Genomic DNA, 12,569 nt, shown 5'->3' on the forward strand with positions numbered 1-12,569 from the left:
CACCCGTTGTCGAAGAACCCATTATGCCGTACGGTGTGCGGCCTCGGCGTCGACGAGTCCTTCTCGTTGCGCAACCGACCCGAGGGGTGTCGAAGTCATCACGTCGATGCAGAAGTCGGTGTCCGCGTACGACGCTGACGGGTGCAGCGCTGACGAGCGCAACGCGTCATGGACTTGGTCGCCGGTTCGCGGATACTCTTCGACCCGCCATCTCCAATGCACCGCCAGCACCTCGCCCGTGGGCGACAACGAGCCCGGAAGCCGTGCGATGACCTCGTCGAGATCGGCGTCGTCGAGGTAGTAGAGGACCTCGCTGAGCACGATCAGGTCGAACCGGCCCGACGGCCAGTCGGTGACGATGTCACCGACGCGCACGTCGACCGAGTCGTGGCCGTCGAGTCGCCTCCGCGCGAGTTCCACCGCACGTGGGCTGACATCGGTACACAGCAGATGGTCGGCGCGCGTGGCCAACTCGGCGCTCAGCACGCCGATCGAGCAGCCGGGCTCGAACACCGAGCCATACCGGGGAGAGCTCAGCGCGGCGAGGGTCAGAGCGTACTTCCGCTGCTCGTACCACCGCGTCGCGAAACCCCACGGGTCGTCGCTGCTGCGATACATGTCGTGAAAGTAGCTGTCGGGCAGCGAGTTTCGATCACTGCCGGTGGTGCCGTCGTCGGTCATGGCCTCGTCCGTCCTGTCCTCGCCGGTCGTGTTCTCGACCGGTCGCGCTGCCCTGCTCTGCGCCCGCCCCGGATGTCGGTGTTCACACGAAGACGAACTCCCGATCGCGGAGCAACCGCTCGAGAATGTGCGGTCCGAGAACGGCGGCGTCCTCGGGTGCCGGTGACAGCGGGCGGATCTGGGTCTCGAAGGCCTGTGTCGCCGCGCGTTTGGCCGCGGCGATGTCGTCGTCGAGGACGAGGGTGCGCAGCCTGTGCCAGGGGATGTCGGGATCGTCGGGAGTTGCCCAGTGCCACATCCAGATCGGATACATCCAGACCGGGACATCGCGCCGGTCGCCGACGCGACGTGCACACCGCCCGACGGCCTCGTGGTCGGGATGACCGTCGTGCATCCAGACCGCCAGCAGTGCGGTCGGGGTCTCGGGTTTCTCGGAGATCGTCGCGTCGACGATGGCCTCGATCTCGTCGTCATGGGCCGACAGGGTGCCGTCGCCGAGCCCGCACCATCGGGTGGGGCCGATGCCCAGCGTCGACGTCGCGGTGTCGACTTCGGCGTGGCGCCGGACGGCCAGCTCGGCCGGGGACAGCGTCGGCGAACCGGGATGCGACGCCGAGCCGTCGGAGAGGCAGAGCGCGACGACGTCGACACCCCGTCGGTGGGCGGCCGCCATCACCCCGCCGACGCCGAGGATCTCGTCGTCGGGGTGGGCGGCCAGGACGATCAGCCGCCGGACGTCCGGCTCGAAGTCGGGCCACGGCCCCCGCACGGCGAACCACCGCTGCCATTCCGACTCCGGGGTTCCCTCCGACGATGTCGGGGTCGCCCCGAAGCGGTCCGTCGAGGAGATGTCGCCGGTCGTCATGACGTCTCCGATGCCGGGCCGGGTATCCGACCCCCGGTCAGTCCGCCCAGGACCGCGAGATCACGGTCGGCGTGGGACTGCCGGATGTAGACGGTGAGGTCGGCGACGGCCTGGGCGTGGTCGGGATCGGCGGCGAGCGGGCCGGGGCCCAACGCACGCCCGACTCGATCGATCACCGCGGTGGCGACCTGTTCGACGGACCAGCGCACCGCGAAGGCGAGTCGTTTCGCCGACGCGGTCGGGTCGTTGTCGATCTCATGTGCCGCGGCCTGCAGGTGCGCCCATCCGGCGGCGAGGTGGGCGTCGACGGCGCCGGCGTGCATCCGTAGCAACGCGTCGTCGGAGCGCTCGGCCGCGCGGTAGAGCGGTGCCGCGACCTTGCGGGCCCCGCCGAACCAGCAGGCCGCGACCCCGATCCCGCCCTGCCAGAAGCCCGGCCGGTCGAGGTAGGCGCCGGGTTCGCCGACCGGGTCGGCGGGCACGGCATCGAAGGTGACGGTCCCGGTGTCGGAGTCGCGCATACCCGTGTTGGTCCAGGCCGAGCTGTCCGCGGAGACCCCCGGGCGACCGAGATCGACCGCGAACAGTCGGTTGCCGGCGTCGGTGTGCGCGGTGACCAGCGCATGCGTGCACGACGTCGCGCCCGAACACCATTCCTTGATGCCGCTCAGTTCCCAGCCACCTGCGGTGTGCCGGGCGTCGACGCGGGTGTCGCGCCCCTCGGCGGCCCACACGCCCCAGAACTCGCCCGAGGCGGTCCCGCCGCCACAGATCTCCGCGAGGATGGCGTCGGCATCGGCGTGCGCCTCGACGAGACGGCCCGTGCTCACGTCGTCGGAACAGGCGCGGACGAGAGCGGCGAACCGGTCGAGGGTGTGGCCCCGGCCGGGGCGGGGGAGGGGGAAGGACGGGTCGTCGACGATGGCCCGGGCCCGCGCGGGCATCATCCGGCTGCCTCCTCGGGCTGGTCGTCGGCCAGGTCTCGCAGGTAGCTCGCGAACCCGTGCCGGGTCCGTCCCTCCCGCCGGGTCGATGTGCGGACCGGGACCCGAGCACCCCGTTCGACCGCTGCACCCGAGGTGCGCAGGCGATCGACGAGATCGACGTCCTCGTCCACGTCGAGCTCGGCGAATCCGCCGACGGCGAGGTACGTCGAGGCCCGGATGCCGAGGTTCGCGCCGTGGACGTGGCCGTGCCCGGGACCCGCGTCGTACTCGCGCAGATATCTCTCGTCGGTCCCCGCCGGCCACCCGTCGAACCCGTCGGGGGTGACGGTGCCCACATAAGCGTCCGCGCCGGCATCGGCGGCCGCGACGTGTTCGACGAGCCAGTCCCGCGGAACCGTCGAATCGGCGTCGGTGGTCGCGAACCACGTGGTGTGCGACTCCGCGGCCGAGATGGCGGCTGCGTCGAACCCCGCTCGACGCGCCGCCCCGACGCATCGCGCGTCGACGACAACGGTCGAGACATCCGCCGTGAGCAGCGTTGCGGAGTCGTCGTCGCAGGCGTCGAGCACCACGACCACCTGCACCGGAATGGCCACGGCGGTCGCTGCGCCCTCGAGAGCGGCGAGACAGCTCGGGAGGTGTTCGGCCTCGTTGTGGACGGGGACCACGACGACGACGCGCTCGACCGACGGGTGTGAAGGTGGGTTCGTCCGGTCCCCGAGAGGGGGACCGGTCTGCTCCCTGAGGAGCCCCGGAGCGTGCGGAGGGGGACCGGTATGCTCCCTGAGGAGCCCCGGAGCCTGTGGAGGGGGACCGGTCTGCTCCCTGAGGAGCCCCGGAGCCTGCGGAGGCGGCCCGGTCTGCTCCCTGAGGAGCCCCGGAGCCTGCGGAGGCGGCCCGGTCTGCTCCCTGAGGAGCCCCGGAGCCTGCGGAGGCGGCCCGGTCTGCTCCCTGAGGAGCCCCGGAGCCTGCGGAGGGGGACCTGTCTGCTCCCTGAGGAGCCCCGGAGCCTGCGGAGGGGCGTCACGAAGGGCACTCGGGGAGGGGTCGTCGGGCGGTCGTACGAACAGCGGCGTCACGCAAACCCCGAACTACTCACCGGACAAGGCACGGGCCCGGGGGCTACAGGCCGACGATCGAAACATTACCCGGCTTCCGTGCCAGGCCACGTGGCTCGGAGATTCCTCAGGGAGGGTCCGTTACCCTGAGGACCCGTGGCAACCAGTAGCAGTTACGACCTGATCGTCGTCGGCTCCGGATTCTTCGGCCTCACCGTCGCCGAACGGGCCGCGACGCAGCTGGGCAAACGGGTCCTCGTGCTCGACCGACGCGACCACCTCGGCGGCAACGCGTACTCGGAACCCGAACCGACGACCGGGATCGAGATCCACAAGTACGGGGCGCACCTGTTCCACACCTCCAACGAGCGGGTGTGGGAATACGTCAACCAGTTCACCGACTTCACGAACTACCAGCACCGCGTGTTCGCGCTGCACAACGGCCAGGCCTACCAGTTCCCGATGGGCCTGGGGCTGGTCAGCCAGTTCTTCGGCAGGTACTTCAGCCCCGACGAGGCGCGGAAGCTGATCGCCGATCAGGCCAGCGAGATCGACACCGCCGAGGCGCGCAACCTCGAGGAGAAGGCGATCAGCCTGATCGGTCGCCCGCTGTACGAGGCGTTCATCAAGCACTACACCGCCAAGCAGTGGCAGACCGACCCCAAGGAGTTGCCCGCGGGCAACATCACCCGCCTGCCGGTGCGCTTCACCTTCGACAACCGGTACTTCAACGACACCCACGAGGGTCTGCCGGTCGACGGTTACACCGCGTGGCTGGAGAACATGGCCGCCGACGACCGCATCGAGGTGCGGCTGTCCACCGACTGGTTCGACGTGCGCGAGCAGCTGCGCGCCGACAACCCCGACGCCCCCGTCGTCTACACCGGCCCCGTGGACCGGTACTTCGAGTACTCCGCGGGCCGACTCGGCTGGCGCACACTCGATTTCGAGACCGAGGTGCTCGACACCGGCGACTTCCAGGGCACTCCGGTGATGAACTACAACGACGCCGACGTCCCGTTCACGCGCATCCACGAGTTCCGGCATTTCCACCCCGAGCGGAACTCCTACCCCGACGACAAGACCGTCATCATGCGGGAGTTCAGCCGGTTCGCCGAGAACGACGACGAGCCGTACTACCCCATCAACACCCCGGAGGACCGGGCGATGCTGACCGCCTACCGCGAACTCGCCCGCACCGAGACCGCAAGTGCCGGAGTGCTGTTCGGCGGTCGTCTCGGTACCTATCAGTACCTCGACATGCACATGGCGATCGCGAGCGCGCTCACCATGTTCGACAACACCCTGGCACCGCATCTGCGTGATGGTGCGCCGCTGGTGGCCGACCCCGCAGGAGCCGAATAGATGACGGTGACTCCCGTGAACCAATCCGACATCCCCGACGCAGGCGTCGGGCCGTCGAAGGCGAAATCCCTTCTGCAGCGGGTGATCTTCCCGCGGGCGGGTGAGCCGCTCGACGTGCGGTCGCTGTACGTCGTCGAATCCGAGAGCAACAACCGCCGGGCGCATGCCCCGAGTCGTACCTCGGTGCTTCTCGGCGCCGAATCCGAGGTGAGCTTCGAGACCTACTTCAACGCGTTCGCTGCGGCCTACTGGCGGCGCTGGAGCATCCTCGACTCGGTGGTGCTGCGCGTCGAGGTGATCGGCACCTGCCGCGTCGACCTGTACCGCTCGAAGATCGACGGGTCGCGTATCGGCATCGGCGGTGACCTGGTCGACACCGACGAAACCGGCCGCGGCGTCGTCGAATTCGAACTCGACCTCGGTCCGTTCGAGGACGGTGGCTGGATCTGGTTCGACGTCACCACCGACACCGACACCGAAATCGTCTCCGCCGGTTGGTATGCGCCCATCGACGCACCGACGGCCGACGAGGAGACCAAGCGCGTCACGGTCGGCATCCCGACGTTCAACCGCCCGACCGATGCGGTGAACGCGTTGGCCGCGTTGACCTCCGACCCGTTGGTCGACGAGGTCATCGATGCGGTCATGATGCCCGACCAGGGCACCAAGAAGGTCGTCGACGAGCCCGGTTACACCGAGGCCGCCGCGGCTCTGGGCGATCGCCTGCACATCTTCGACCAGGGCAACCTCGGCGGATCGGGCGGATACGCGCGCATCATGTACGAGGCGCTGCGGCTCACCGACTCGCCCTACGTGCTGTACATGGACGACGACATCGCGATCGAGCCCGACTCGATCCTGCGTGCGCTGGCCATGTCGCGATTCGCCAAGGCGCCCATGCTCGTCGGCGGTCAGATGCTCAATCTGCAGGACCGCAGCCACCTGCACTGCATGGGCGAGGTGATCCGCCGCGACACCTTCATGTGGACTGCGGCGCCGTTCGTCGAATACGACCACAACTTCTCGAAGTACCCGCTGCGCGACCGCGAGAACTCGAAGAACCTGCACCGGCGGATCGACGTCGAGGGCAACGGCTGGTGGATGTGCATGATCCCGCGCGAATGCGCTGAGCAGATCGGCCTCCCGATGCCGTTGTTCATCAAGTGGGACGACTGGGAGTTCGCGCTGCGTGCCGCCAAGGCCGGTTACCCCACGGCCACGGTTCCGGGAATCGCCATCTGGCACATGGCCTGGAGTGACAAGGACGATGCCATCGACTGGCAGGCGTACTTCCACCTGCGCAACCGGCTCGTCGTCGCATCGATCCATCACGACGGCCCGATCAAGGGCATCGTCCGGTCGATGACCAAGGCGACCGCCAAACACCTTCTCTGCCTCGAATACTCCACCGTCGCCATCCAGAACGAGGCGATCCGGGACTTCCTTGCCGGACCCGATCACATCCGCAGCCTGCTGCCGACCGCGCTGCCGAAGGTCGCGCAGATGCGCAAGCAGTATCCGGACGCAGTGGTCTTGCCGTCGGCGACCGAGTTGCCCCGGACCTCCGGCGAGGCAACGCGCCTCGGGACCTCGATACCGCTGAACCCGCTCAGCAAGATCAAGGCGCTGACCGCCGCCGTGGTGAACAACGTCCGCCCGGCCGACCCGCGGCATCACGAGGTCCCGCAGGCCAACTTCCCGCCCATCGAGGCGCGGTGGTTCTCGCTCGGTCGTGTCGATGGGGTCACCGTCACCACCGCCGACGGCCGCGGCGTCGTCTATCGGCAGCGCGACCGCGAGAAGATGATCGAGCTCGCGCGCGAACACTTCGCCCTCGTGAAGGAACTGCAGGACAAGTTCCCGGAGATGAAGCAGCAGTACAGGTCTGCGCACCGCGACCTGACGTCGAAGGAGAGCTGGGCGGGTGTCTTCGGAATCTGATGGTCCGGTGATCGGCAGTGGGGACGACACGGTGCTGGAGGATCGTGCGGAGACGGGCCGGGTCCCGGCCGACGACATCCCGCGTCCCCTGAACGGCGAGGAGAAGGCCCTCGTGGCCATCCAGGCCGGGATCGGTGGCCGCCCCGGCGTCCGTCCGGCCGCGCGCGGTCTGTCGCACGTGGGTGAGCACGCACTGGGCTGGCTCGCCATCGCGGGTACCGGCTGGGCGCTGGCCCGCCGCCGCGGCGATGTGCGCGCGCAGCAGCTCTGGCTCGAGGCCGGGGTGGGTGCCTTCGGTGCGCACGCCGCGTCCGTGATCATCAAGCGCATCGTCCGGCGCCCACGCCCGGCCCACCCGCAGATCGCGATCGGGGTGTCGACGCCGAGCAAGCTGAGTTTCCCGTCCTCGCACGCGACCTCGACGACCGCGGCCGCGATCCTCATCGGCCGCGCCGCCGGCTGGGACCCGAAGGTGCTGCCCGCCGTCCTCGTGCCGCCGATGCTCGTGTCCCGCCTGGTGTTGGGTGTGCACTACCCGAGCGATGTCACCGCGGGCGCCGCGATCGGTGCCGCGAGCGCAGCGGCGGTCGTCGTGGGCGATAAGGTGCTGCTCGAACCCACCCGGAACAACCCGGACCCCGGGCGTGCCCGCCGTGCGGCGCGCGTCCTGGCCCGGCTCGGTCTCACGGCCGCAGTACCCGGCGGGCCGCTGCGTCTTGCCGCGTCCCCCGTCATCGCGCGGGTGACACGACACAGGGAGAGTGCATGAGCGAGGAGCCGATCGAGCACGGAAAGGTTCTCGGACCGCCGAAGAACCTGACGTCCGGGCTGATCAAGGCCGTCCGGCCGCGGCAGTGGGTCAAGAACGTCCTGGTGCTCGCCGCTCCGCTCGCCGCGGGCAACATCACCGACGCCTCGGTGCTGGCCTCCGCCGGCGTCGCCTTCGTCGCGTTCTGCCTCACCGCGTCGAGCATCTACCTGGTCAACGACGCGATGGACGTCGAGTCCGACCGCAATCACCCGACCAAGCGGTTCCGGCCGATCGCCGCCGGCGTCGTCCCGGTGACCCTGGCCTACGTTCTCGCCGCCGTCCTGCTCGTCGGCTCGATCGGCATCGCCTTCCTGGCGAACTGGCAGACGGCCGTGGTCATCGCCATCTACCTGGTCATCCAGCTCGGCTACTGCTTCGGCCTGAAGAACCAGGCCGTCATCGACATCTGCATCGTGTCCTCGGGCTTCCTGCTGCGTGCGATCGCCGGTGGCGTCGCCGCCGAGATCGTGCTGTCACAGTGGTTCCTGCTCGTGATGGCCTTCGGGTCGCTGTTCATGGCGGCGGGCAAGCGCTACGCCGAACTCCAGCTCGCCGAACGCACCGGCGCCAAGATCCGCAAGGCCCTCGAGTACTACACGACCACCTACCTGCGGTTCGTCTGGACGCTGTCGGCGACCGCGGTCGTGATCTTCTACGGCCTCTGGGCGTTCGACAAGGGCTCCGACCACGACACCAACGTCGCGTACGCCATCTCGATGGTGCCCTTCACGGTGGCGATCCTGCGCTACGCCGTCGACGTCGACGGTGGTGCCGCGGGCGAGCCCGAGGAGATCGCGCTCGGCGATCGTGTCCTGCAGCTGCTCGCCGTGGCGTGGCTGGTGTGTGTGGGTGTCGCGGTCTATGCAGTCAATTGATGAGTCGCCAACCGGTTTCCGGGCGCTGAACACCGGCCGCAACAAGGTTGCGGCCGTCAGTTTCGTCCTCGGCGCCGTCGTCGTCACCACCTTCTTCGCGATCGGTGCGTGGCAGCGCAGGTGGATCGCCGACGACGGACTCATCGTCCTGCGCACGCTCCGCAATCTCTTCGCCGGGAACGGCCCGGTCTTCAACGCCGGGGAGCGGGTCGAGGCGAACACCTCGACCGCCTGGACCTACCTGCTGTGGTTCTGGGCGTGGATCACCGACGGTCAACTCGAGTACGTCGCGCTCTGGGTGGCGCTGGTCTGCTCGGTGGCCGCGATCCCGATCGCGATGTACGGCAGCGCGCGACTGTTCGGGACACGCATCGGCGGGCTCACCGGCGACGGCTGGACCCTGCTGCTGCCGTTCGGTGCCGTCATCTACATCGCCATCCCGCCCGCCCGCGACTTCGCGACCAGCGGATTGGAGAACGGCCTCTGCATCTTCTGGGCGGCCGTCCTGTGGTGCCAGCTCGTCGCATGGGCGCGTCGCGGCCCGCACGCGAGCCGCGGGAGCGCGGCTGTGCACGCGAGCCGCGGGAGCGCGGCGGCCACGCTCGCGCTGGCCTTCACCGCCGGTCTCGCCCCGCTGATCCGGCCCGAACTGGCGATTCTCGGCGGCCTGGTGCTGCTGCTGGTCTTCTTCGCGCCCCTCGGCTGGAAGATGCGGATCGGTGTCGTCGTGGTCGCGGGTGCGCTGCCGGTCGGCTACCAGATCTTCCGCATGGGCTACTACGCCCTCCTGGTTCCCAATCCCGCCGTCGCGAAGGACGCCAGCGGTGCGAAGTGGGATCAGGGTTTCGCCTACCTCACCAATCTTTTCGGCCCCTACGTGCTGGTGCTGCCGGTCGTCCTGGCCGCAGTCGCGGGCGTGCTGCTGATCGTCGGCGGCCGGATGCGGGCCACGGCGGCCGACGCCCAGGGCACCGACCCGGCCGACACCGGTGACGCCACCCCCTCGACGCGGTCGTCGCGTCTCGCAGGCTGGTCGCGTCGACTGCAGTCCTCGACCGCGGTGGTCACCGTCGTGGCCCTCGCCGGCATCGTCCTGATCGTCTACTGGATGCGCCAGGGCGGCGACTTCATGCACGGACGGGTGCTGCTGGTGCCGGTGTTCGTCACCCTGCTGCCGCTGATGGTCGTGCCGGTGACGATCCCCGCGCACGTCGGCGCGGCGTTCCGTCGCCGGTCGTCGAAGGACTCCGACTCGGTGATCTCCGACCCCACGACCGACCCCGATCCCGCGCCATCCGCGCCCGAGCCCGGGGATCGCCGTCGAGCGCGTGCCCAGCTCGTCGGTGCGATCGCCATGAGCGGCATGTGGATCACCGTCGTCGTCTGGGCGGTCGTGACGCATGCCAACGTCCTGCCGAACGCCGGCATCGACATCGGCCGCAGCGGCATCGTCGACGAGCGTCGGTTCTACGTCACCAACATGGGCAACGAGAACCCGGTCACCGCCGAGGACTACCTCGACTACCCGCGTATGAGCGCGATGGTCGAGAAGATCGACGAGTACCGCGAGGACGGCGGCGTGATCCTGCCGTCGTTCAACTACGACGAGTGGTACGTGGCACAGCTGCCGGCCGTCATGCCCAAGGGCGCCGAGCGGCAGGTGACCGTCTACTTCTTGAATCTGGGTATGACGAGCATGAACGCACCGCTGGGTGTGCGCGTCATCGATCAGATGGGTCTGGCCTATCCGCTCGCGGCGCACACCGAGCGCCTCGAGGACGGCCGCATCGGGCACGACAAGATCCTGCCGAGCGAATGGGTCGTCGCCGAAGCAGGCGCGTATCCACGCCGTCCGGTACTGCCCGGGTACCTCGACGAGGATCTGGTCCGCCAGGCCCAGGTCGCGCTGCAGTGCCCGGAGACCAAGGACCGGTTCGCCTCGTTCGAGGCCCCCTGGTCCTTCGATCGCTTCAAACACAACCTGCGTCAGGCGTTCACCTTCAACAGCTATCGAATCCAGCGCGAGCCGGAGTACGAGATCCAGCGCTGCGGGTTGGAGATGCCGCCGCCGGTCCACCCGCGCTAGTGCCACGCCACCGGGCGTCGAACCCAAGCACACGACACCAAGAGAACGCATAGAAAACACGGGGCCGAACCTGTGGAGTTGCCGTCGAACATCTCGGATCGGTAACGTCCCCGTGGGCGCGGCCGATAGAAAGGTCGTGACGGAGGTGTTCTGAACTGCTGGGACGCCGAAGTGACGGGGGTTGTGATCGCGATCACATGGTTTGTCACGTCCGGGGGCATCGAATAGGCTCGCCGACGGTGAATCGCATGCGAGAACGACTCGTGAACGACGTCGCGCCGCGCAATGAGCCGGGGGACGAAAAATGTGTGACGCACAAGGACCGATCGGCCGCTAGGGACTACGAGTTCCGGCCGATCGGCTGAAGAGGGAGATTCTGTACATGCGTGAAGCTGCCACCGAGGCGCCGAGGCCTGCGCGCAACCGGATGAGCAACCGGTTGATCGCCGCTTTCGTCGCCATCCTGACAGTTGTCGGACTGACCGGTGTCGTCGCCGGCCAGGCCAACGCCCGGATCGGCGGAACGCAGGTCGGCAAGCAGGAGTTCTGGGTCAACGGCTGCGGGATGCCGAACGTGAAGGTCCGCGCCTGGAAGAAGCCCGGCAACTACAAGACCGTCATCCTCCTCGACGGCATGCGCGCCCAGTACGACTACAGCGGCTGGGAGATCAACACCAACGTCCAGGAGATGGTGAAGTCCGGCGTCAACGTCGTCGAGCCCATCGGTGGACCCGCAAGCTTCTACACGGACTGGGATGCGCCCAGCAATTTCAACCGGCAGCCCTACCGGTACCGCTGGAACTGCGTCATCAGCCGGACCCTGATCAGCGCGCTCGACGCCCGCGGCTTCCGCGTCGGACCGTCGAAGCGCTACGCCATCATGGGTCTGTCCATGGGTGGTAACGCCGCACTCGTCCTCGGCGCCCAGAACCGTCAGCACTTCGACCGCGCCGGCTCGCTCTCGGGCTACAACTTCCTGAGTGCGCCCGGTATGCGTACCGCCCTGCGTCTCGCGATGCTCGACGTCGACCCGAAGCCCTGGAACATCGACGCCATGTGGGGCCCGCCGTGGAGCATTCGCTGGTTCCAGAACGATCCCTTCTGGAACATCGGCCTGATGCGCGGCATGAAGGTCTTCGTCGGTTCCGGTAACGGTCTCTTCGGCCGCTACAACGCACTGCCGAATGTGTTCGACGACCTGTTCAAGGGTTCGACCCTCGAGCTCCTCGCGTTCACGCAGTCCAAGGCCTTCGAGGCCGCGGCCTTCGTGCAGGGTGTGCCGCTGATGACCTACTACGCCAACGGCACCCACGCCTGGGGTTACTGGCAGGACATGATCTGGAACGCCAAGAACCGCGGATTCTTCCGCTGATCTGACATCGCCGGTCCGCCGGCCGCACGACGCCCCGCCCGGGTCACCGGGCGGGGCGTCGTCGTATCACTCCGCTCCCTGAGGAGCGTCCGGAGCTTGCGGAGGGCGCGTCACGAAGGGTTCGGCGACCCGAGGTGAGAGACCCTTCGTGACGCTCGCAAGCTCGCTCCTCAGGGAGCAGGGCGAGATATCAACTGTCACACAAATCCCACGTGTCACAGCGTGGCGTGCGGACAGGCCGCGCCGTGGCGTGTAAGAAACTCCTGAGGCGTTTGATACTTATGAGGCATGTGTGACTGACGGGGAATCGGTCACGGTTTGCTGGCGCCGGTGTACAGGGGCGAAGGAGTTCTGGAGAGTGATGCGGCGAAACAGTGGTACAGGCAAGGTCGACGCGCGACCGGCCGATGCAGGGCAGGATGGCGCGCGCCCGGCCGGTCGTCGGGCGACCCTTCGCCCGGTGAAGGCCGCCGTGGTCGCGCTGGCGACGGTCGCGGTACTCGTGATCGGTAACGGGCTCGCCGGGGCCGAACCCGCGCCGGCCCCGCCCGCCCCCGCGGCACCGCCC

10 protein-coding genes are annotated in these 12,569 nt (G+C 68.4%); 6 read left to right on the top strand and 4 right to left on the bottom strand.

The features are described 5' to 3' along the window. Positions 1 to 21: 21 nt before the first annotated feature. The 4 genes from MHN80_RS24985 to MHN80_RS25000 form a co-directional block, all read right to left on the bottom strand. Complete coding sequence (locus tag MHN80_RS24985) at positions 22 to 681, bottom strand: class I SAM-dependent methyltransferase (protein ID WP_239404063.1); 660 nt, start codon at positions 679 to 681, stop codon at positions 22 to 24. A gap of 82 nt (positions 682 to 763) precedes the next feature. Further along, positions 764 to 1,546: a PIG-L deacetylase family protein gene (locus MHN80_RS24990; RefSeq protein ID WP_239404064.1), complete on the bottom strand. Its 783-nt coding sequence runs from the start codon at positions 1,544 to 1,546 to the stop codon at positions 764 to 766. Further along, positions 1,543 to 2,493 carry an acyl-CoA dehydrogenase family protein gene (locus MHN80_RS24995; RefSeq protein ID WP_239404065.1) on the bottom strand — a complete coding sequence of 317 codons (951 nt, stop codon included), beginning with the start codon at positions 2,491 to 2,493 and terminating at the stop codon, positions 1,543 to 1,545. The genes MHN80_RS24990 and MHN80_RS24995 overlap by 4 nt, the downstream gene beginning before the upstream one ends. Beyond that, positions 2,490 to 3,161, bottom strand: a complete 672-nt coding sequence (locus tag MHN80_RS25000) for a glycosyltransferase (RefSeq protein WP_239404066.1) — start codon at positions 3,159 to 3,161, stop codon at positions 2,490 to 2,492. The genes MHN80_RS24995 and MHN80_RS25000 overlap by 4 nt, the downstream gene beginning before the upstream one ends. A 546-nt stretch (positions 3,162 to 3,707) precedes the next feature. Here MHN80_RS25000 and glf point away from each other — a divergent pair. The 6 genes from glf (at position 3,708) to MHN80_RS25030 (ending at position 12,001) form a co-directional block, all read left to right on the top strand. Continuing rightward, entirely contained in the window at positions 3,708 to 4,916 is a 1,209-nt protein-coding gene (gene glf, locus MHN80_RS25005) for a UDP-galactopyranose mutase (protein WP_239404067.1), read from the top strand. After that, entirely contained in the window at positions 4,917 to 6,857 is a 1,941-nt protein-coding gene (locus MHN80_RS25010; RefSeq protein WP_004021373.1) for a glycosyltransferase, read from the top strand. It begins immediately after the preceding gene. Then, complete coding sequence (locus MHN80_RS25015) at positions 6,841 to 7,626, top strand: phosphatase PAP2 family protein (protein ID WP_004021372.1); 786 nt, start codon at positions 6,841 to 6,843, stop codon at positions 7,624 to 7,626. The genes MHN80_RS25010 and MHN80_RS25015 overlap by 17 nt, the downstream gene beginning before the upstream one ends. Beyond that, on the top strand, positions 7,623 to 8,543 hold the full coding sequence (locus MHN80_RS25020) for a decaprenyl-phosphate phosphoribosyltransferase (RefSeq protein ID WP_239404068.1): 921 nt from the start codon (positions 7,623 to 7,625) through the stop codon (positions 8,541 to 8,543). Before MHN80_RS25015 ends, MHN80_RS25020 begins: the two co-directional genes overlap by 4 nt. Next, on the top strand, positions 8,530 to 10,629 hold the full coding sequence (zomB, locus tag MHN80_RS25025; RefSeq protein WP_239404069.1) for a flagellar motor control protein ZomB: 2,100 nt from the start codon (positions 8,530 to 8,532) through the stop codon (positions 10,627 to 10,629). Before MHN80_RS25020 ends, zomB begins: the two co-directional genes overlap by 14 nt. Before the next feature lie 382 nt (positions 10,630 to 11,011). Further along, positions 11,012 to 12,001 (top strand): alpha/beta hydrolase family protein, encoded by a 990-nt coding sequence (locus MHN80_RS25030; protein WP_004021369.1) that lies wholly within the window; start codon positions 11,012 to 11,014, stop codon positions 11,999 to 12,001. The last annotated feature ends 568 nt before the right edge of the window (positions 12,002 to 12,569 follow it).

The organism is Gordonia sp. McavH-238-E (assembly GCF_022348225.1).
GTDB lineage: Bacteria > Actinomycetota > Actinomycetes > Mycobacteriales > Mycobacteriaceae > Gordonia > Gordonia terrae.